Here is a 19,402-nt window from a genome sequence, read left to right on the forward strand (position 1 = left end):
CGGTGCCCCGGTACTACGAGTACCGACACGTCGTCGGGCTGGAGGAGACGAACGTCGTCGGCAACGTCTACTACGTCAACTACCTGCGCTGGCAGGGCCGCTGCCGCGAGCTGTTCCTGCGCGACCACGCCGCGGACGTCGTCGCCGACCTGCGCGGCGACCTGAAGCTGTTCACGCTGCGGGTGGACTGCGAGTTCGTCGCCGAACTGGCCGCCCTGGACGAGGTCAGCGTGCGGATGCGGCTGGTGGAGCTGGCCCAGACGCAGGTCGAGTTCGCGTTCGACTACGTACGGCTCACCGGCGGGGAGCAACTCGTGGCGCGCGGCCGGCAGCGGATCGCGTGCATGCGGGGCGAGAACGGGCGCACCGCGCCGACCCGCGTGCCGGCGACGCTCGCGCGGGCGCTGGCGGCGTACGCCCCGGGTGTGGGGCGGGGTCGCGTGGCTGACCACCTGACCGAGCCGCTGCCGGTCGCCGCGCCCGCCGACCGGGGCCGCGCCCTGCGTACCGTGCTCGGCAGCTTCGCCACCGGGGTGACGGTGGTGGCGGTGGGCGGTACCCGGCCGCACGCCATGACCGCCAACTCGTTCACCTCGGTGTCGCTGGACCCGCCGCTGGTGCTGGTCTGCGTCGACCGGCGGGCGCACATGCACGACCGGATCCTGGCCGCCGGCGGGTTCGCCGTCTCCGTCCTCGCACGCGACCAGGAGCACATCGCCCGGCACTTCGCCGACCGGCGCCGCGGGGCGTCGTTCGCCCAGTTCGAGCGCGTGTCCTGGACGCCCGGCCGGCACGCCGGCGCCCCGCTGATCGACGCGGCGCTCGCCTGGCTGGAGTGCGACCTGTGGCGCGCGTACGACGGCGGGGACCACTCGATCGTCGTGGGCGAGGTACGCCGGGCCCACGACCGGGGCGCCGGCGACGCCCTCATCTTCGCCGACGGGACCTACCGGGGCCTGCGCCGCGAGCCGCCCGCGGCCCCGGTGGGCCCGCCGTCCGCCCATCCGTCGACAGGAGGACAACGTGGACACTGACCAGCATCGGGCGCCGGCCCCGCTCACGCGGGCGCTCAACGGCGCGCACCACCGCGCCGCCCTCACCGTGTTCGGCCTGATCGTGCTCGCCCACTGGGCGGAGCACCTGGTGCAGGCCTGGCAGGTGTGGGGCATGGGGATGCCGCGGCCCGAGGCGCGCGGCGTGTTGGGCATGCCGTTTCCGTGGCTGGTGCAGTCCGAATGGCTGCACTACGGGTACGCGCTGGTGATGCTGGCCGGCCTGTGGCTGCTGCGGGACGGGTTCGTCGGCCGGGCCCGGCTGTGGTGGCTGGTCGCGCTGGCCATCCAGGTGTGGCACCACCTCGAGCACCTGCTGCTGCTGATCCAGGCCCTGACCGGTCGGAACCTGTTCGGCAGGCCCGTGCCGACCAGCCTCGCCCAGCTGCTCTACCCGCGCATCGAGCTGCACCTGTTCTACAACGCCGCGGTGTTCCTGCCGATGGTCGTGGCCATGTACTTCCACCTGCGGCCGTCGCGGTCCGAGCACGAGCTGATGCGGTGCAGCTGCCGGCGCGTGGCGGTCGCGGGCTGATGGTCGTCACGACCGACCGTCCCCGCCGGCGGCTGCGCGGGGTGCTGGGCGCCGCGGTGGTGCTGCTGGCGGCGGCGGCCATGGTCGCGGCCGGGATCGTCGCGGCCCGCCCCGGCCGGCTGGTCTCGGCGACCCCGGCCGACGGGGCACTGCTGGCCACGGCGCCGGGCACGGTGGGGCTGGAGTTCTCCCGGCCGGTCGACCCCGGCCAGGCGCACCTGTCCGTCGCGCCGGCCGGCGGCGGCCGGGTGCTGTCCGGGCCACCCCGGGCGGACGGGGCCCGGGTCACCGCGCCGCTGCCGGGCGCGCCCGCCGGGGCGTACCTGGTCGCGTACCACGTGGTGCTCGCCGACGGGACGAGCCTGACCGGCTCGCACCGGTTCACCGTCTCGCCCGCGGGCGGGGCCGACCCGGCACCCCGGGCGGCGCCGCCCGACGCCGGCTCCGCGGGCCACGAGCACGGCGTCGTCGACCCGGCGACCGTCGTGGTCGTGGCGCTGGACGCGCTGGCCGTCGCGGTCGTCGTCCCGCTGGCCCGGCGGCGCTCGCGGGAGCGGCTGACGAGGCTGGCGGGGATGCTGGGCGGCCGGGCGGCCCGTCGCCGGAAGGAGGAACGGTGATCGCCCCGCTGGCGTGGGACGAGCCGCCCTGGCGGCCGCGCGACCCGGATTCCGACGCGGTGGCCGGGCCGGACCGGCCGACGGCGCCGGGGGACGACGAGCGGGCGCTCGCCGCGTCCGACCTGCCGGACTGGGCGCTGCCCCCGGGCGCGCGCCAGCAGCGCCTGGCGGAACGGCGAGCGTGGGTGCCGTGACGCCGCTACCGGGAGGGGGCCCTGCTGGGGGCGGTCATCGCGCCGGTCGCGATGCCCAGCAGCTCGCAGCAGCGGACGACCGCCTCGGCGTCGCCCTCGATCGTGAGTCGACCCGACACCATGGCGATCAACGGCGTGAGCCGGCCGGCGCCGATCTGCACGAACGTGGCGGCGTCGGTGACGGCGACCATGGCCGGGTTGTCGGCCGGGCCCTTGCCGACCCGCGGGACGCGGCCGGCGACGGTCACGTGGAAGACCTGGTCGTCGACCCGGAACTCGTAGCTCTCGTCGATCGCGCTGGCCTTCTCCGGCTGGAACATCGCCTCGACCGCCAGGAAGCCCCAGTGCGGCCGGACCGTGTCCGCCGGCGAGAGGTCGCCCACGTGGTCCATGCCCCAGTGCGCGAGCCCGAGGACGATGGGGCGCAGCGACTCGCCGGGCTCGGCCAGCTCGTAGGCCAGCCGGGACCCCGTGCCCTTGAGGTCGATCTGCTGGACGACGCCCTTGTCGACCAGGAACTTCAGCCGCTCGGCCAGCAGGTTCGTCCCGATGCCGGGCAGGTCAACCAGGAGGTCGCTGTAGCGTCGCGGCCCCATCAGGAGCTCACGGATGATCAGCAGCGTCCATCGCTCACCCAGGATGTCGAGCGCCGAGGCGAGCCCACAGTACTGGTTATAGCTGCGCTTGGCGCCGGAGCCGGGCCTTTCCATGCCCGCTATCATATCCGGTAGCGCACCCGCTCTCGATCACCCCCACCGTCACGCGAGTCCACCACCTCGACCACGGTCCGTCACCGCATCGCGCAGCGCGACACATGGACCAGGTTAACTTGAATCGCATATAGTTGTTCGCGGTGGGGTTCGGGCACGACGGAACGGCCCCGCGACGGGAGGGGCGGATGACTCGGACGCCACTGGACGAGGCGGACACCGAGGAGCTGCTCCGACTGCTGGGCCTGCTCCGGGAGCGCGGCGGGCACGTCCCCCACATGCCGCTGGCGATCTGGCGGGCGCTGTCCACGTTGACCCCCCAGCCGGCGGTCGAGCTCCTCGTCACCTCCGACGGCTCGGACGTGCTGTGCACCTGGCGCGAGGACGAGCACTGGCACGGCTGGCACCTGCCGGGCGGCTTCGTCGGCCCCGGAGAGTCCGCCGAGCAGGCGTGCGACCGGGTGGCCCGGCGGGAGCTGGGCTTCGGCGTCGACGTGGTCGGCCACCTGGGCACGTTCGCCTGGCCCGATCATCCGTACGCGAGCACGCTGTCGCTGCTGTACGCCTGCCGCGCCCGCGGCGGCCCCGCCGCGCTGGCCGACCGCCGCGACGGCTCACTGTTCCGCTCGCCCCCGCCGGTGCTCATCCCGCACCACCGCGCCTTCGTGGACCGCTTCCTCGCCACCGCGCCGCACCATGCCGGCGCCCAGCCGCCCCCGCACCATGCCGGCGCGCTCCCACCCACGCCGCACCACGCCGACGGCGCGCTGCCGCTCGCGCCCCACCCATCGAAGGAGTGACGAATGGACTCGCCGGTCAAGCTTCGGCAACGACAGAACTGGGACGCGATCAGCGCGGGCTGGGAGTCGGCGATGACGGTCTTCGAACGGGGGGCCCGGCCGGTGACCGACCGGCTGCTCGACTGGGGCGGGGTGCGCCCCGGCCAGCACGTCCTCGACCTGGGCACCGGGGTCGGCGAGCCGGCCGCGACCGCCGCCCGGGCGGTGTCCCCCGGCGGCCGCGTCGTCGCCATGGACATCTCCCCGGCCATGCTGGAGGCCGCCCGCCGGCACGCCGGCGGCCTCGACAACGTCGAGTTCACGCTCGGCGACATGGAGGACATCCCGCTGCCCGCCGGGTCGCTCGACGTGGTGCTCAGCCGGTGGGGGCTGATGTTCTCGGAGGACCCGGACGCCGCCTTCCGGTCCGTGGCCCGGGTGCTGCGGCCCGGCGGGGTGCTGGCCGCGGCGGTGTGGAGCACCCCGGACCGGGTGCCGATGATGTCGCTCGGCTACCGGGTGCTCAGCGAGCGCCTGGAGCTGCCCGCCCCACCGCCCGGCACGCCCGGCCCGTACACGCTGTCCGATCCCGACCAGCTCGCCCGGCGGCTGTCCGCGGCGGGCTTCCACGACGTGCGGGTCGAGGAGTTCGTGGTGCCGTTCCGGCCGGCCTCCGCGGCCGAGTACGTGGGCTTCACCCGGGCCACCATCCCGCCCCTGCTGCGCGAGCGCATCGCCGAGCGGTGCGGCAGCGCCGACGACCCGGAGACCTGGGCGGCCGTCGGCGCCGCGGCGGAGCGTCACGCCGACGGCGCCGGCCTGTCCCTGCCGTCGACCGCGCTGACCGTCCGCGCCGTGGCCGGCCCCGCGCTGGCGCGCTGAGCCACCGCGCGTCGCGCCGCGGGCCGGGGCGCGACCGGCGGCGACAGAGCAAGCTCCGAGAAGACCGAGCCGGCACGGTCGGCAATCATGGGGGTACGCCCGGTCGCCGCGTCGGCGGTCGCGCGTCCGCCCCGTACGCGGACCGCCGCGGCCGACGTCTCCCAGCCCTCTCCCGTGACGACGGAGGAACCATGCCCGCTACCTGGTTGGCGCTGCGGCGCCGGCTGCTCACCCCGTCCCCGCGCCAGACCGACCTGGCCGAGCGCGGCTTCCGGGTGAAGGACCCGGCGGCCCGCGCGGCGCTGGAGGGGGCCGGCCGCGGCTTCGTCACCGGATTCGGCCACGCGGCCGGGTCCGCCACCCCCGCGGACGCCGAGCGGCTGCTGGAGGCCGTCGACCGGCCGTTCCGGGGCTTCGCGTACGAGGGCGCGGCGATGGCGTACAGCCTCATGGCCGGCCTCGGCCTCGGCGACCACGTCGGACCGTTCCTCGCGGGCCGCGCACAGCGGCACGTCTACATGGCGTACGTGGGCGCGGGCTGGGCGATGGCCCGGCTGCCCCGCTGGCGGTGGCGGCGGATCTTCCCCACCGACCCGCTGCTGCGCTGGCTGGCCCTGGACGGGTACGGCTTCCACCAGGCGTACTTCCACACCCGGCGGTACGTCCACCGCCAGCAGCGGCCGGCCCCCGCCGCGTGGCCGCTGCCCGAGCTGGCCGCGTACGCCGACCAGGTGGTGGACCAGGGGATCGGCCGCGCGCTGTGGTTCGTCGGCGGCGCCGACGTGCGGCACGTCGTCGAGCTGGTCGGGCGGTTCGCGCCCGAGCGTCGCGGCGACCTGTTCAGCGGCGTCGGCCTCGCCGCGACGTACGCCGGCGGGGTCGACCCGGAGGAGCTCGACGCCCTGTGGCGGCTCGCCGGCGACCACCGGCCGGCGGTGGCGCAGGGCTCGGCGTTCGCGGCCAAGGCGCGGCTGCGGGCGGGGCTGGCGACGGAGCACACCGCCCGGGCCACCGCCGCGCTGTGCGCCGCCACTCCGGAGGAGGCCGCGCGGATGACCGACGACGCCCTCCGGGATCTGCCCGGCGACGGCGCGCTGCCCGGGTACGCGGTGTGGCGTCGCCGGATCGCCGACGAGTTCGCCCGCCTCGCCAAGAGCTGACCGGCGTCCCCGTGCCGGCGGCGGGCCGGCTCAGCCGGTCAGCTCGGGCAGGGTGACCGCGCGCAGCCGGCAGCCGGTGTAGTCGCAGTACCAGACGCGCCCGCCGTCCCAGGTGAGGCCGGTAGGGTTGCCGGCCACCCGGTACGAGGCGATCTCGCGGCGGCGGGCCAGGTCCACCACCGTGAGCGCGCCGGCCGGGTAGTCGGCGTAGACCAGGTGCTTGTCCGTGACGGTGACCCCGGCGACGGCGCCGCTGACGGGAACGCTGTCGAGCAGCAGCCCGTCGTCGTCGCGCAGGTCGATCAGCCGCAGGTCCTCGTAGCCCAGCCACCGCCCGTGCCGGCTGACCTCCAGCCCGCACAGCTTGTGCCCCGGGCGCGGGTTGGGCAGCTCGCCGAGGACCTCGCCCGTGTCGGGGTCGATGGTGCGCACCGCCCGCTCGACGCCGACGACCTGGAGCAGCGCGCCGTCGCGGGTGGCGAGATCGGTGCGCACGTCGGGACAGTCGAGGCGCCGCGCCACCGTGCCGGAGAACGGGTCGACGGCCATGATCCGGTTCTGGTCGGCCTCGGAGAACCAGAGGAACTGGCCGGACCAGGCGAGGCCGCAGAGTCGTCGTGCGCGTAGCGGGATGTCACGTACCTGATCCGCCCTGAGGGTCATCGGGGCGCTCCTCGTGCCCGGTCACCGGCCTCCACGAACTCCCGCAGGTTCCGCAGGATCGGCGTCCAGCCCTCCCGCCAGCCGTCGACCTCCTCGGGGCCGGACAGCCGGTCGTGCACCAGGCGCAGCCGGACCCGGTCGCCGGGCAGGGGCAGCAGCTCGAAGGTGACCCGGGTGTACGGCCGGTCGGCGGCGCCCTCCTGGAGCTCGTACCGGAAGCTGTACGACAGCCGGCGGGGCGGATCGCACTCCAGCACCGTGCCGGTGTCGGTGACGTCGTCGCTCGCCCCGTCGTAGAAGCGCAGCGGCGCGCCGGGCACCCAGGTGGAGTCGATCCGACGGTCGAACCAGTACCGCCGCGTCAGCCGGCCGTCGGTCAGCGCGCGCCACAGCCGGTCGGGGTTGGCGGCGAGGTCCATCTCGTGCACGAAGGCCGGATCGGTCATCGACGTCGCTCCCTCTGCCTCGCGGACAGCCCTACCACATCCTTCGACAAAAGCTAGTCATCCGCCCCGGCACGGTCAAGCAGCGACCCGCCGACCCGCGGACGACGGAGGCGATGGAGAAAGATGCTTCTTTATTTTATAGTTTCCATGCGAGGCGTCCCCGCATCCCACCCGGCCGTCGGCGGTGACGGGCGCCACCAGGAGGAGCACGATGGACAACCCGCCCGGCACCCCCCGCCGCGCCAGTGTCGCCAGCGTCTACGACTACTACCTGGGCGGCGACCGCAACGACGACGTGGACCGCGAGTTCGCCCGCCGGATGATCTCCAGCGTCCCGGAGGCGCCCGAGGTGGCCCGACTCAACCGCGCCTTCCTCACCCGGGCGGTACGGCACTGCGCGGCGGCCGGGGTCCGCCAGTTCCTGGACATCGGCTCGGCCATCCCCCGGGTCGCCCCGGTTCACGAGACCGCCGGGGAGAAGCACCCGGACCGCCGGGTGGTCTACGTCGACGTCGAGCCCGAGGCGGTCGCGCACGGCCGGGACCTGCTGGCGGGCACGCCGGGCGTCGCCATGATCCAGGGCGACCTGCGCGAGCCCGACGTCCTGCTCGCCCACGACGAGGTGCGCCGGCTGATCGACTTCACCGAGCCGGTGGCCGTGCTCATGCTCGGCGTCCTGCACTACGTCGCCGACGCCGACCGGCCCCGGGACCTGGTGGCGCGCTACCGGGAGGCGATGGCACCGGGCAGCTTCCTGGTGGTCTCGCACGGCACCGACGACGGCGCCCCGGAGCGGGTCCGGTCCATGGTGGACATCACGGCCGAGGGCCAGACGACGGCGTACATGCGCGCCCGGGCCGAGGTGGCCGCGTTCTTCACCGGCTTCGACCTGCTCGACCCCGGGGTCGTCTTCCTGCCGCGATGGCGGCCCGACCCCGGGGACCCACCCGCCTCGCCGCGCGCCGCGGTCATGGCGTTCGCCGGGGTGGGCCGCCTGCCCTGACCCGGCCGGCGGCGCACCGAGTCGCCGTCGTCCGTATCCACCACCGCCGGCGCGCCGAGCCGGCGGACGCCCGGTCGGCTTCCCGGCCGGCGGTCCCGAGGAGGTTGCCGTGTCCACATCCGCCACCGGGTCCGCCCGGCCGCGCATCGACGGTCCCACCGGGGAACTCTCCCTGCTCCTGGCATTCCTCGGCGACCTGGGGGGCCGAGCGGTCCTGGACGTCGGCTGCACCGACCCGGGCCTGGTCGGGTACGCCCTGCGCAAGGGGGCGCTCAGCTACACGGGCGTCGCGGCCGACGAGGAGACGGCCCGACCCGTCCGGCGGCTGATCACCCCGGACGTCGGGGAGCTGCGGGTACGCGACCTCAACGCCTGGTCCGGCCGGGACGACGCCACCCGGGTCGACGTGGTGGTGTCGCGGCAGGCGCTGCACCGGGTGCGCAACCTGCCCCGCCTGCTCGCCGCGGTGCACCACGACCTCGTGCCCGGAGGACGCCTGGTCTTCTCCGTGCCGCACCCGATGGTGACCGCGGCCGTCGGCAGCGCGCACGGCCGGGGCTGGCTGCGCACCGCCGACTACTTCCGGGAGGGCGAGCGGCCCGTCACCCCGGCCCTGCCCGGCGGGGTGCCGTGGCACCGCACGATGGAGACGTACCTGCGGGAGCTGCGACTGTGCGGGCTGCGGCTCGACGAGTTCGCCGAGGGGCTGGCCGGGATGGACCACACGGCCGGCCCGACGGGCCCGGGCGACGGTCCGCGCTGGGCCGTGTTCCGCTGCGTCCGGGCCTGATCCCTCGTGGTCATGGAGTCGACGGCACCGACACCGCCGTCGACTCCATGACCATGCGGGGGCGGGCGGCGGTCAGGACATCGCCTCGGTCAGCTTGATCATCGACTCGACGGCGTGGTCGATCTCCTCGCGGCTGTTGTACAGGTGCGGGGCCAGCCGGATCGCGAACCGCTCGGCGTCCGAGCCGTGTACGGGGAAGAACGTGAACCGCAGGTTGACCCCGTACTCGTCCTCCATCCGCTGCTCGAACTCGACGAACCGGCTCATGTCCAGGGCGTGCTCCGGGTCGCGGAAGGGCTGGAACGCGACCATGCCGCAGTGCAGCCGCTCGTCGTGCAGCGGGCTGAACAGCGACTCCTCGCCCCAGTGCTCGGCGACGCGGTGCTTGAGGTGCCGGCTCAGGCCGTGCACGTACCGCTGGATGTTCTCCTGCCCGATGGTCGCGAAGATCTCGCAGGCGGCCTGCAGCGCCGGCCCGCGCGACAGGTCGGCCGAGCCGGTCTTCTGGATCAGCGTGCCGATGTCGTACGCGGGCTCGCGGGTGGTGGTCCGCGGCGGCAGCTGGCCCTCGATCGGGTACCACAGCGAGATGATGGGCCAGAAGTCCGGCAGGGGCAGCGGGTTGTACTCGGGCAGCACCTTGTTGCGGGCGTACAGGATGCCGGTGCCCATCGGGCCGCACTGGTACTTCGAGCCCGAGCCGCTGAGGAAGTCCACCCCCAGCTCGTGCAGGTTCAGCGCGAACTGGCCGGGCAGGTGGGCGCCGTCGACCACGCTGATCAGCCCGTGCCGCTGCGCCAGCTCGACCAGCGCCCGGGTCGGCATCGTCGTGCCCACGGTGAAGGTGACCGCGGCCCACTGGAGCACCCGGGTGCGCGGGGTGATCGCCTCGGCGAACATCTCCACGATCTCCTCGGCGCTCTGGTCCGGGCCGAGCTTCGGCGTCAGCTTGCGGACCACCACCCCCCGCCGGTTGCGCAGCAGGTTCAGCGGCGCCTGCATCGTGTAGCACTCGTGGGTGGTGGTGACGACCTCGTCCCCCTCGTTCAGGTCGAGGCCGTTGAGGATCCGCGAGTTGCCGTCGGTGGCCCCCTGCACGATCGCGATCTCGTCGGGGTCGCAGCCGTAGCTGGCGGCCAGCACGGCGCGCGGCTCCGTCATCGTGGTCGGCGGGTAGGGGTCGCGCGGGTAGCGGGCGAAGTCGTAGTCGGCCAGCTTCAACATGTCCAGCACCCGCTTGGGCGCCGACCCGATCGTGCCCACGTTGAGGTGGCTCAGCTTCGGATCGATGGTGAACAGCTCGCGCACCCGCCGCCAGGTCGCCTCGTCCTCCAGCGGGCCGGTGGGGACCTCGGGGAACCGGGCGGCGGCCCGGCCAGCGCCGCGGCCACCCGGCTCGCCTCCGCCTCGGTGCGCTGGCGGGCCAGCACAGCGGCGATCGACTCGTTCTTCGCGCTGGTGTCCTGGATCAACGGGACTCCCTCCGTCGTCGGGCCGGGCGACCACGCACGGGATCGCCCCGCAGCCGCCATACTATGTGTTTCCATAGTGACCGGAAACCACCGTGGCTCCACCTACCGCAGGAACACGTCGCCTGTCCGGGCTGACGGCGCCCGCGCCGGATCTCTTGAAGTTCAGTATCATATAGCTTTCACATCGACGGCCGCCTAGACTCGGGGGCGGTCCGCTCCCCCGCAGGCCGTCGTCCACGCCAGATGGAGGTCGACCCTCATGGCCGGTACCGCGCAGCCCCTCGCCACCACGGACACCGCGCTCTCCCCCACCCGGGACGACCCCCGGTACGGGGGGATCCTGCGGCTGGTCGGGCCGGGCGGGGTGGATCACATCGACACGGCCAGCGCCTACTACGCCACCTCGGCCCAGATCCTGCGGGCACTGTCCCGGCAGCTGTTCGCCTACCCGGCCACCGACGACCTGTCCGCGCCGGAGCTGGCGTTCACCCCGGCGCCCGACCTGGCCGCCGAGACGCCCTCGGTCGACAACGGCGGGATCAGTCCCGACCGCCGCACCGTGACCGTCCGGCTGCGCGAAGGCGTGCTGTGGGACACGACGCCGCCGCGCGAGGTAACGGCGCACGACGTCGTCCGCGGGTTCAAGCGGCTGCCGAACCCGGTGGCCGGCGCCGGGGCGCTGCCCTACTTCACCAGCACCATCGTCGGCTTCCGGGAGTACTGCGAGGCGTATCGGGCGGCGTTCGCCGACGCGGAGATCACGCCGGCCGCGCTGGCCGAGTTCCAGCACAGCCACGACATCGCCGGCCTGCGGGCGGTCGACGACCACACCCTGGTCTTCCGGCTGGTCCGACCCGCCAACGACTTCCTGAACATCCTGGCCACCGGCTTCGCCACCCCCGCGCCGGTCGAGTACGACGCGTACCTGCCCGACAGCATGGAGTTCCGCCGCAACACCCGGTCCTGCGCCCCGTACCGGCTGACCCACTACGCCGACCGCGGGCTGGAGATCCGGATGGAGCGCAACCCGGTCTGGCGCAAGGAGACCGACCCGATCCGCAACCAGTACGTCGAGGGCATCCACATCACCGTCGCCTCGAACGTGCCGGTGCCCGAGATGGAGCGCCGGATGGACGCCGGCGAGGTGGATCTCGCCTGGTCGTACACCGCCGTGTCGTGGGACCGCCCGAAGCCCGGCCAGGAGGCCGCCCCGCGCACCTACCCGGGCTTCGCGCTCAACCCGTACATCGTGTTCAACCTGCGCAGCCCGAACCAGGGCCGGGCGACGTCCAACCCGAAGGTGCGCCAGGCCATCGCGTACGCGATCGACAAGGTGGCCATCGGCGAGATCCTCGACGCGCTGGACGCCCCGAACGAGCCGCTCGGGTCGATCATTCCCCGGGGCAGCGTCGGGCACCGCGACGACTTCGACCCGTACGCGACGCCGGGGCAGCGCGGCGACCGGGAGCGCGCCCGCCAGTTGCTGGTCGAGGCCGGGTACGGCGACGGGCTGACCCTGATCGCCGCGGTCCGCGAGATCGGCATCCACCGCAAGGTGATGGACTCGGTGGCCGCCAACCTCGCGGAGATCGGGATTGCGCTGGAGTGGCGGACCTTCACCCAGGCCGAGTACTACGGCTCGGCGCTGTCCGACCCGGAGGCGGGCCGGCGCGGCGACTGGGACATCGCCGAGCCCGGGTTCACCCCCGACTGGTTCGGCAACAACGGCCGGGTGATCGTGCAGCCCCTGTTCCAGACCAACGACGTGCCGGGCACCACGAACTACGGCGGCTACTCCAACCCGCGGGTGGACGCCCTCATCGAGCGCGCGCTGGAGGAGCCGGACGAGCGGCGGGCCGAGGAGCTGTGGCACGAGATCGACGTGCTGATCATGCAGGACCTCCCCGTCGTGCCGATCCTGTCCTTCGCGGCGATGACCTCGCGCTACTACGGCAAGCGGGTGCGCAACGCCGTGCACGTCCCGCAGATCGAGTTCTTCGACATCACCAACCTGTGGCTCGAACCGGCCCGGTGACCCCCCCGGTTGGCGGCATCCCGCCACCATCCGGGCCGGCCCGCCCGCCGCGCCGACCCCCCTCGTCCGGCGCGGCGGGCCCGTCCCGGCAGGTCCCGGCCCATGCCCGCGCCGACCCCCTCGTCCGGCGGATAGCGTGGGCGCATGGCGAACCCGACCCGCTGGGCCACCGACACCGGCCCCGAGCACTCGCAGTGGTACATCGACCGGTTCCGGAGGCTGGCGACCGAGGGCGCCGACCTCGCCGGCGAGGCCCGGCTGGTGGACACGCTGGTCGCCCCGGGCTCGCGGATCCTCGACGCCGGCTGCGGCACCGGCCGGGTCGGCGCGGCGCTCGCCGCCCGCGGCCACCGGGTCGTCGGGGTGGACGCCGACCCGGCGCTGGTCGAGGCGGCCCGGGCCGACCACCCGGGCCCGCGCTGGCTGGTCGCCGACCTGGCCGAGCTGGATCTCGCGGCGGCCGGCGAGCCGGAGCCGTTCGACGCGGCCGTGGTGGCCGGCAACGTGATGGCGTTCGTGGCGTCCGGCACCGAGCGGGAGGTGCTCCGCCGGGTCGCCGCCCACCTGCGCCCCGACGGGGTCGTCGCGGTGGGGTTCGGCACCGACCGGGGCTACCCGCTCACCGACTTCGACGCGGACGCGGTGGCGGCCGGGCTGCGCCTCGAGCACCGCTTCGCCACCTGGGACCTGCGCCCCTGGCGGGACGACGCCGACTTCGCCGTCACCGTGCTGCGCCGGCCGGCCGCCGCCTGAGCCGCGCCACGCGTCCACCGCGCCAGGCGTCCGTCGCGTCGCCGAGGCCGGAGTTGACCCGGCACGTGCGCACGGTATGTCTGTCCACGCAGGCGATCAGGTCGCTCACGCCGGGGCGGCGACCGCCCGAGCGGCGGCCGGGTCGAGAGGACTGCCGGCGGGTACCAGGCCGACCAGGCCGGCCGGCAGCCGCAGCGGTCGCACGTCCCGGTAGCCGAGCATGCCGAGCACCTCGGCGTCGGCCAGCACGTACCGTCGGCCCAGGTCGGTGACCACGGAGACCGCGCCGCCGGTGGCCCCGGGGGCGGCGGACGACTCGACGACCGCGCCGCGCCCCGGCTCGACCAGGACGTGGTCGGCGAGGGTGCCGCCGCGCGCCGCCGCGCCCGCGGTCCGGGGGCTGCCGGACAGGTCGGGCACGGCGGCGCCGAGCCGGACCTCGCGTACCCCGCCGTCGTCGCCGACGCGGGCGCAGAGCGCCCCGCCGTCCGGGGTGGCCAGCCGGGGCGGGCTGGCCGGCGGGGCGGCGGGCCCGGTCGGCGCCAGGTCGGGCAGCTTGGGCAGGGCGGCGAACCGGCCGAGGGTCATCGCCTCCGGCTCGCCCTGGCCGGTGCGGGCGAGCAGCAGGCTGGCCTGCAACTCGGTGATGCCGGCGAGGCCCCGGGCCAGCGCGACGGCGTACTGCCGGTTGCCGCCGGGGTTGCGGACGAGGAAGACGTCGCCGACCGCCGCGCCGGACACCCGCGCCGAGGGCTCCCCGAGGCCGGGCAGGTCCAGCGGGGCCAGGTCGGCGCCGGCCGGGAAGCTGTCGACCAGGGCGGGCGCGGCCGGCACGGCGCGCTGCCGGGTGGCGGCCAGCGCGGCCAGCACCCGGCCGGTGTCGCGCAGCAGGTGGCGCCGGCCGTGCCAGACCAGGTGCAGGCTGCCGTCGGGATGCCGGAGCAGGACGGCGTCGTCGCCCGGCGTACGGCCCCCGGCGGCGGCCACCCCGATCAACAGCGCCGACCGGGGGCCGCCCACCCGGCCTCGCCGGAGGCGACCGAGCAGACCGTCCACGGCGCGGTCGACAGGCGGTCGCGCTCCGGCAGCGAGTCGGGGGCGTCGGCGATACCCAGCGGGAGCCCGCGCGGCACGCCCTCGATCGAGCGACGGGAGACCAGCACGGTCTGCGGGCGCTCCGCGCCGACGATCAGCAGCGCGGAGGCGTAGTTGAGCACCGGGTGCAGCCGGCCGTCCCGGTAGACGAACCGGGCCCCGGACTCCTTCTCCACGATCACCGCGCCGGGATCGCGCCACTTGGTACCGCCGCCGGCGAACAGCCCGTACAGGGCGAAGCCACCGAGTGCGATCGCGGCCACCAGCACGCTGGCCAGCCCCGCGCCGGCCAGCCGGCGGAACGGCGACCGCGCCGGGTCGGTCTCCCGCATCACCAGGGCGGCGACCGCCCGCTGGACGGTGAACTGGTACGAGTGCAGCTGGTCCTGCCGCGACGGCATGCGCTCCCCTCCGACGGGCGACGAGTCGGTCGGCGCACAGGATAAGCGCTCCGTCGATCCCCCGGAGACCCTCCGTCGCCCCGCCCCGCCGCCCCGCCGCCCCCGGTGCCCGCCCCGCCCCGCCGCCCCGCCCCGCCGCCCCCGCCCCCGCCGCCCTCGCTTCGGCGATCAAGAGACTTCCGTCAGCCGCAGGCACGGATCCCGACACAAATCTCTTGGTCAGCGGGCGCCGCGGCGGCAAGGACGCCGCGCGGGCGGTAGCATCCGCACGAACCGGCCGAAGTGAGGACCCGTGGGCACGCGATTCGAGGAACTGGCCTGGCGGGAGACCCCGATCGGGGAGATCAGCCTGCGCCGACGGCACGATCCCGCGCTGGACCGCGAGGTGTACGAGGTCAAGCTCGACGACGAGTTCCTGATGTCCAGCCTCTTCCCGGTCGCGGAGATCGAGCTGGCCCGGCTGGGGCTGGCGCCGCTGGGCGGCGAGGCCCTCGACGTCGTGGTCGGCGGCCTCGGCCTCGGGTACACCGCCCGCACCGCCCTGGAGGACCCCCGGGTGCGCTCCCTGCTGGTGGTGGAGGCGATCGAGGACGTCATCGACTGGCACCGGCGGGGCCTGCTGCCGTTCGCGGAGGGGCTGGCCGCCGACCCGCGCACCCGCTTCGTCCGCGCGGACTTCTTCGCGGCCGTCCAGGACGGGACGGGCTTCGACCCCGACGAGCCGGGGCGGCGCTTCCACGCGGTCCTGCTGGACGTGGACCACTCCCCCCGGCACGTGCTGCACCCCGGTCACGCGCCGTTCTACACCGCCGAGGGATTGCGCCGGCTCGCCGAGCACCTGCACCCGGACGGCGTCTTCGCGCTGTGGTCCAACGACCCGCCGGACGCCGCGTTCCAGCGGGTGCTGACCGGGGTGTTCCCGACGTCGCTGGCCCACGTCGTCCGGTTCCCGAACCCGCTGCAGCGCCGGGAGTCCGCCAACACGGTCTACGTCGCCCGCAGGTGAGGACCGGCGCGCGCTACGCGTCGGCGAGCGCCGGGACCGGCAGGTCGTCGACGGGACGCGGCGCGGGCGTCGAGCGGTTGGGCAGCGACAGCCGGATCACCTTCCACCACGCGGAGGCGACCTGCCTGGGCAGGGAGCCGGTGGTGTACGTCAGCCCGTACCTGGCGAACAGCGCCCGCACCTCCGGCGCGATCTCCTGGTACCGGTTGCTCGGCAGGTCCGGGAAGAGGTGGTGCTCGATCTGGAACGACAGGTTCCCGGTCATGATGTGCAGCAGCCGGGGGCCGCTGATGTTGGCCGAGCCGAGCATCTGCCGCAGGTACCACTCGCCCCGGGTCTCCCCCTCGATGGACGTCTTCTCGAAGGTCTCCACACCCTCCGGGAAGTGCCCGCACATGATCACCGAGTGGCTCCACAGGTTGCGGATCAGGTTGGCGGTGAAGGTGGCCGCAAGGGTGCTGAGGAAGGACGGGCCGGACAGCAGCGGGTGCACGACGTAGTCCTTGAGCACCTGCTTACGGATCTTGCGGCCGACCGCCCGGACCCGGGCCCGGAACTCGGGGCGCTTGTGCCGGCCGTCGCGCAGGTTCTCGCCCAGCTCAAGGTCGTACGCGGCGATGCCGTACTCGAAGAAGCAGGCGTTGAGGAGGTTCCACAGCGGCTGCCCCAGGTGCACGGGGTGCCACGGCTGGTCCTCGTCGACCCGCATGATGCCGTACCCGAGGTCGTTGTCCTTGCCGAGCACGTTGGTGTACCGGTGGTGCAGCTCGTTGTGCGAGCGCTTCCACTGCTCCGGCGGGGAGACGTGGTCCCAGTCCCAGGTGGTCGAGTGGATCTTCGGGTCGCGCATCCAGTCCCACTGGCCGTGCAGGACGTTGTGGCCGATCTCCATGTTCTCCAGGATCTTGGCCACCGCGAGGCCGGCGGTGCCGACCACCCAGGCCGGCGGGAAGAGCGAGAACAGCAGCACCGCCCGGCTGCCCAGCTCCAGCTTGCGCTGGGTGGAGATGACCCGACGGATGTACCTCGCGTCGCGCTCGCCCCGGCTGGCGATCACCCGTTCCCGGATGGCGTCCAGCTCCCGGCCCAGGTTCTCGATGTCCTCGGCGGTGAGGTGGGCGATCTGGTTGCCGGGCTTCTTCTGGATCGCGGTCACGCGCGCTTCTCCTGTCAGAGGTCGATGTCGCAGGTACCGGCCGCCGCCGACACACAGGTCTGGACGAGCACGCCGTCGCCGGGTTCGGCTGTGGTGATCTCCCCGTTGCGCAGGTCCCGGACCGCCCCCTGGCGCAGCGGCACCACGCAGCCGAAGCAGATGCCCATCCGGCACCCGGACGGCATGAGCACCCCGGCGGCCTCGCCCGCGTCGAGCAGGGCCGTGCCGCCGTCGGCCCGGACGGTCACCCCGGCCCGCGTGAACGTGACGGCGCCGCCCGCACCGGGCGAGATCACCGTCGGCCGGAACCGCTCGGTGTGCAGCCGGTCGGCCACCCCGTGGTCGGCCCAGTGCCGCTCGACCGCGTCCAGCATGCCCCCGGGCCCGCACGCCCAGGTCCGCCGCTCCAGATGGTCGGGCACCAGGCGGGCCAGCTCCGCCACGCCCAGCCTGCCGTCGGCGTCGGTGTGCCGCGCCACCAGGCGGATCGCGCCGCGCGCGGCCAGCCCGCGCAGCTCGTCGCCGAAGATCACGTCGTCGGGCGTCGGCGCGGAGTGCACCAGCACGACGTCCGCGGCCGCGAGCGCCCCGGCGCGCAGCATGCCCATGACCGGGGTGATCCCGCTGCCGGCGGTGACGAACAGGACCCGCTCCGGGACGGCGGCGGGCAGGACGAAGTCCCCCTCGGCCTGGTCGAGCTGGACGAGGGTGCCCGGCCGGATCCGGCGGACCAGGTGGTTGCTGACCCGGCCGTCCGGGATCGCCTTCACGGTGACCGTGATCAACCCGTCGGCCCGGCCCGGGGCCGAGGTGAGCGAGTACGTCCGCCACTGCCGCACCCCGTCGACGTCCACGCCCAGGCGGACGTACTGCCCGGGTGTGTGCCCGCGCCAGCTGCGCCCCGGACGGATGGCCACGGTGGCCGCGTCCCGGGTCTCCGGGCGGACGTCGACGATCCGCCCACGCAGGGCGGTCCCCGCGCGCAGCGGGGCGACCATGTCGAGGTAGTCCCCGGGCAGCACCGGCGTGGTGACCGTCTCGGCGAGCCGGAGCAGCCGGTCCCGGAGGGTGACCTTGCCGGGCGGACGCGGGACGGTGGTGGTCATACGACCAGCCTGGCGGCGGCATCGCATAACATCTTGACCGGCGAAGGTGAATCAGCCGCGGGGTTTTGTTCGGGGAGTACAAGTGATGCCGGATCGCTCGGGGACCACCCGCCGGGCCGCCCATCTCGAACTGGACGAGCGGACCGCAACCGGACTGCGCGCCGCGCTGCCCCTGGTCGCCGAACGCACGGTCACCGCGATCACCGCCGAGGTGCCCGCCTACTCCGGCACCCTCACCGGGCAGATGCGGGACAAGATCGAGAACGCGGTACGCATCGCGCTGGGCACGTTCCTCCAGCTCCTGGAGCGGCCCCAGGGGTCCGACCCGGGCACCCCGCTCACCCCGGCGCTGGAGGCCGCGTACGCGCTCGGCAGCGGCGAGGCGCGCTCGGGCCGCAGCATGGACGCGCTGCTCGCGGCGTACCGGGTGGGCGCGCGGGTGGCGTGGCGGGAGGTCTCGGCCACCACCGTACGCGACGGGCTGCCCGCCGGGACGGTCGCCGAGTTCGCCGAGCTGATGTTCGCCTACATCGACGAACTCTCCGCCGCCAGCGTCGCCGGGCACGCCGACGAGCTGGCCAGCGCCGGGCGGGCCCGCCAGCGGTACCTGGAGCGGCTCACCCAGCAACTGCTGGCCGGCGAGGCCGAGGAGGTGCTGCGCCGCAGCGCCGAGCGGGCGGACTGGCCCCCGCCGCAGACCCTGACCGTGGTACTGCTGCCCCGCAGCAACCTGCGGGCCGTGCTGCCGGCGCTGAGCCCGCACACGCTGGAGAGCGGCGAGGACATGCCGGGGGTGGACGCGGCCGAGGAACTGGCCGTGCTGCTGGTGCCGGACATGCACGGCGGCCGGCGACGGCAGCTCGTCCGGGTGCTGCACGGGCACCGGGCGGTGCTGGGGCCGGCCCGGCCGTGGCACCGGGTCGCCGCCTCGTACGAGCGGGCGGCCCGGGCGCTGCCGCTGGGGCTGCGCTGCGGCGACCCGGACGCGCCGCTGGACACCGAGCAGCACCTGGCGCGCCTGCTGCTGAGCATGGACCCGGACGCCCTGGCCGACCTGCGTGCGCAGGTGTTGCGACCGCTGTCGTCGCTGCCGCCGGCAACCGCTCACCGGCTCGCCGAGACCCTGCGCTCCTGGCTGCTGCACCAGGGGCGCCGGGACGACGTCGCGGCGGACCTGTTCGTCCATCCGCAGACCGTCCGGTACCGGATGGCGAAGGTACGGGAGCTGTACGGCGACCGGCTGCACGACCCGGCCACGGTGCTCGACCTGACCCTCGCCCTGGCGGTCCTCCCAAACCCGACCCCAACCTGACCCACCCACCCACCCACCCACCCTGCCCCCGGCCCCGCCCCGCCCGCGGCCCCGCCCCGCCCGCGCGGCAGGCGCCGACACCCGCGATCTTGCACTTTTGGCCCCCGGTTCGCGGCCTTTGCACCATATGACCGGGCACAAAGTGCAAGATCGCGGGGGCGGGGGGTGGGGGTGGGGTGGGGGTGGGGGTGGGGTGGGGGTGGGGGTGGGGGTGGGGTGGGGGTGGGGGTGG

The 19,402-nt window shown here is 74.6% G+C and carries 19 protein-coding genes and 2 pseudogenes; 14 read left to right on the forward strand and 7 right to left on the reverse strand.

The annotated features are described in order from the left end of the window. Window positions 1–2 precede the first annotated feature (2 nt). The 5 genes and pseudogenes from JD77_RS33180 to JD77_RS00360 all read left to right on the forward strand — a co-directional run. Window positions 3–437: pseudogene (locus tag JD77_RS33180) on the forward strand (acyl-CoA thioesterase); the annotation flags it as partial. Between the two features lie 27 nt (window positions 438–464). After that, window positions 465–1,034: a flavin reductase family protein gene (locus JD77_RS33185; protein WP_342799674.1), complete on the forward strand. Its 570-nt coding sequence runs from the start codon at window positions 465–467 to the stop codon at window positions 1,032–1,034. Then, the gene (locus tag JD77_RS00350) at window positions 1,024–1,587 is read left to right on the forward strand and encodes a hypothetical protein (protein WP_145772538.1); all 564 of its coding nucleotides are present in this window, start codon (window positions 1,024–1,026) and stop codon (window positions 1,585–1,587) included. The genes JD77_RS33185 and JD77_RS00350 overlap by 11 nt, the downstream gene beginning before the upstream one ends. Continuing rightward, window positions 1,587–2,207 carry a copper resistance CopC family protein gene (locus JD77_RS00355; RefSeq protein WP_145772539.1) on the forward strand — a complete coding sequence of 207 codons (621 nt, stop codon included), beginning with the start codon at window positions 1,587–1,589 and terminating at the stop codon, window positions 2,205–2,207. Before JD77_RS00350 ends, JD77_RS00355 begins: the two co-directional genes overlap by 1 nt. After that, window positions 2,204–2,401 carry a hypothetical protein gene (locus tag JD77_RS00360; RefSeq protein WP_145772540.1) on the forward strand — a complete coding sequence of 66 codons (198 nt, stop codon included), beginning with the start codon at window positions 2,204–2,206 and terminating at the stop codon, window positions 2,399–2,401. Before JD77_RS00355 ends, JD77_RS00360 begins: the two co-directional genes overlap by 4 nt. A gap of 5 nt (window positions 2,402–2,406) precedes the next feature. Here JD77_RS00360 and JD77_RS00365 read toward each other — a convergent pair whose 3' ends face one another. After that, complete coding sequence (locus tag JD77_RS00365; RefSeq protein WP_145772541.1) at window positions 2,407–3,111, reverse strand: winged helix-turn-helix transcriptional regulator; 705 nt, start codon at window positions 3,109–3,111, stop codon at window positions 2,407–2,409. Between the two features lie 188 nt (window positions 3,112–3,299). On the opposite strand from JD77_RS00365, the gene JD77_RS00370 reads away from it, so the two are divergent. From JD77_RS00370 to JD77_RS00380, 3 genes are all read left to right on the forward strand, one after another. Beyond that, window positions 3,300–3,911 carry an NUDIX hydrolase gene (locus JD77_RS00370; protein ID WP_145772542.1) on the forward strand — a complete coding sequence of 204 codons (612 nt, stop codon included), beginning with the start codon at window positions 3,300–3,302 and terminating at the stop codon, window positions 3,909–3,911. Between the two features lie 3 nt (window positions 3,912–3,914). After that, entirely contained in the window at window positions 3,915–4,772 is an 858-nt protein-coding gene (locus JD77_RS00375; protein WP_145772543.1) for a class I SAM-dependent methyltransferase, read from the forward strand. A 191-nt stretch (window positions 4,773–4,963) separates the two neighbouring features. Further along, a complete protein-coding gene (locus tag JD77_RS00380; protein ID WP_145772544.1) occupies window positions 4,964–5,932 on the forward strand; it encodes a DUF1702 family protein in 969 nt (322 codons plus the stop codon). A 30-nt stretch (window positions 5,933–5,962) separates the two neighbouring features. On the opposite strand, the gene JD77_RS00385 is transcribed toward JD77_RS00380, so the two are convergent. Both JD77_RS00385 and JD77_RS00390 read right to left on the reverse strand, forming a co-directional pair. Further along, a complete protein-coding gene (locus tag JD77_RS00385; RefSeq protein WP_145772545.1) occupies window positions 5,963–6,595 on the reverse strand; it encodes a YncE family protein in 633 nt (210 codons plus the stop codon). Further along, window positions 6,592–7,041 carry an SRPBCC domain-containing protein gene (locus JD77_RS00390; protein WP_145772546.1) on the reverse strand — a complete coding sequence of 150 codons (450 nt, stop codon included), beginning with the start codon at window positions 7,039–7,041 and terminating at the stop codon, window positions 6,592–6,594. Before JD77_RS00390 ends, JD77_RS00385 begins: the two co-directional genes overlap by 4 nt. A 211-nt stretch (window positions 7,042–7,252) precedes the next feature. On the opposite strand from JD77_RS00390, the gene JD77_RS00395 reads away from it, so the two are divergent. Both JD77_RS00395 and JD77_RS00400 read left to right on the forward strand, forming a co-directional pair. Then, window positions 7,253–8,044 carry an SAM-dependent methyltransferase gene (locus JD77_RS00395; protein ID WP_145772547.1) on the forward strand — a complete coding sequence of 264 codons (792 nt, stop codon included), beginning with the start codon at window positions 7,253–7,255 and terminating at the stop codon, window positions 8,042–8,044. Window positions 8,045–8,153: 109 nt separating this feature from the next. After that, window positions 8,154–8,834 (forward strand): class I SAM-dependent methyltransferase, encoded by a 681-nt coding sequence (locus tag JD77_RS00400; protein WP_145772548.1) that lies wholly within the window; start codon window positions 8,154–8,156, stop codon window positions 8,832–8,834. Window positions 8,835–8,906: 72 nt separating this feature from the next. Here the strand turns inward: JD77_RS00400 and JD77_RS00405 are convergent, their stop codons facing one another. Next, on the reverse strand, window positions 8,907–10,142 hold the full coding sequence (locus tag JD77_RS00405; RefSeq protein WP_145772549.1) for an aminotransferase class V-fold PLP-dependent enzyme: 1,236 nt from the start codon (window positions 10,140–10,142) through the stop codon (window positions 8,907–8,909). Window positions 10,143–10,565: 423 nt separating this feature from the next. On the opposite strand from JD77_RS00405, the gene JD77_RS00410 reads away from it, so the two are divergent. Together JD77_RS00410 and JD77_RS00415 are read left to right on the forward strand one after the other, a co-directional pair. Beyond that, entirely contained in the window at window positions 10,566–12,341 is a 1,776-nt protein-coding gene (locus JD77_RS00410; RefSeq protein ID WP_145772550.1) for an ABC transporter substrate-binding protein, read from the forward strand. 144 nt (window positions 12,342–12,485) lie between these two features. Further along, on the forward strand, window positions 12,486–13,094 hold the full coding sequence (locus JD77_RS00415) for a class I SAM-dependent methyltransferase (RefSeq protein ID WP_145772551.1): 609 nt from the start codon (window positions 12,486–12,488) through the stop codon (window positions 13,092–13,094). A 105-nt stretch (window positions 13,095–13,199) separates the two neighbouring features. Here the strand turns inward: JD77_RS00415 and eccB are convergent. Then, window positions 13,200–14,590: pseudogene (eccB, locus tag JD77_RS00420) on the reverse strand (type VII secretion protein EccB). A gap of 292 nt (window positions 14,591–14,882) precedes the next feature. Between eccB and JD77_RS00430 the strand changes: the two are divergent. Then, a complete protein-coding gene (locus tag JD77_RS00430; protein WP_145772552.1) occupies window positions 14,883–15,596 on the forward strand; it encodes a polyamine aminopropyltransferase in 714 nt (237 codons plus the stop codon). Between the two features lie 13 nt (window positions 15,597–15,609). On the opposite strand, the gene JD77_RS00435 is transcribed toward JD77_RS00430, so the two are convergent. Beyond that, complete coding sequence (locus JD77_RS00435) at window positions 15,610–16,752, reverse strand: fatty acid desaturase family protein (RefSeq protein ID WP_145772553.1); 1,143 nt, start codon at window positions 16,750–16,752, stop codon at window positions 15,610–15,612. Between the two features lie 14 nt (window positions 16,753–16,766). Then, the gene (locus JD77_RS00440) at window positions 16,767–17,858 is read right to left on the reverse strand and encodes a ferredoxin reductase (protein WP_145772554.1); all 1,092 of its coding nucleotides are present in this window, start codon (window positions 17,856–17,858) and stop codon (window positions 16,767–16,769) included. 85 nt (window positions 17,859–17,943) lie between these two features. Between JD77_RS00440 and JD77_RS00445 the strand changes: the two genes are divergently transcribed. Beyond that, the gene (locus tag JD77_RS00445) at window positions 17,944–19,170 is read left to right on the forward strand and encodes a PucR family transcriptional regulator (protein ID WP_145772555.1); all 1,227 of its coding nucleotides are present in this window, start codon (window positions 17,944–17,946) and stop codon (window positions 19,168–19,170) included. The last annotated feature ends 232 nt before the right edge of the window (window positions 19,171–19,402 follow it).

The sequence above is a fragment of the Micromonospora olivasterospora genome (assembly GCF_007830265.1).
Taxonomy (GTDB): domain Bacteria; phylum Actinomycetota; class Actinomycetes; order Mycobacteriales; family Micromonosporaceae; genus Micromonospora; species Micromonospora olivasterospora.